This is a genomic window from Rhizobium sp. BR 315, assembly GCF_050577975.1.
In the GTDB taxonomy this organism is placed as follows: domain Bacteria; phylum Pseudomonadota; class Alphaproteobacteria; order Rhizobiales; family Rhizobiaceae; genus Rhizobium; species Rhizobium miluonense.
On the sequence record NZ_JARWKZ010000185.1, the window covers coordinates 1 to 543 of the forward strand.

1 protein-coding gene is annotated in these 543 nt (G+C 39.0%); it reads left to right on the forward strand.

The features are described 5' to 3' along the window. The coding region (locus QD409_RS35680) for a DUF4038 domain-containing protein (protein WP_430765075.1) at positions 1–479 on the forward strand (479 nt) is incomplete at its 5' end. Positions 480–543: the final 64 nt, after the last annotated feature.

Sequence of the window (543 nt, forward strand, 5' to 3'; positions counted from 1 at the left end):
GAAAAGCTGCTTGGCAAAGCGTGCTTGCAGGCGGAGCTTCGGGAATAACTTATGGAGCACATGGTATTTGGAGCTGGCATAAAAAAGGACAAAGCTTCGGAATCGTTGAAGGGGAAGGGTTTGACACACCATATGATTGGCGAGATGCCTTAAAGTTTGAAGGAGCATGGGATTATTCCTTCTTGAAATACTTAATGGAATTGTATGGTCTGCATGGTTTAAAACCGTTGGATATTATTAAAGACAAATCAAAAGAAATTAGAGCTGCTGGGAATGAAGATACGATTGTAATCTATATGCCTGTTAATACGAAATTGAAGCTTGAGCTTGACAGCAGTGATTATGCATTCACTACTATCGACTTAGTCAATAGAAGATTTAGTCAAACAGAAGTAGTAGCATCAGAAGAGGCGAACACAATAATCCCTTTACACGATTTTACAAACGATGTCCTGATAATAGGAACACGAAACAACTAGAATTATAGAAAGCTAGAGGTGTCTTAAGATGTGGAAAGTTGGAATTATAGGGGCTGGTTATTGG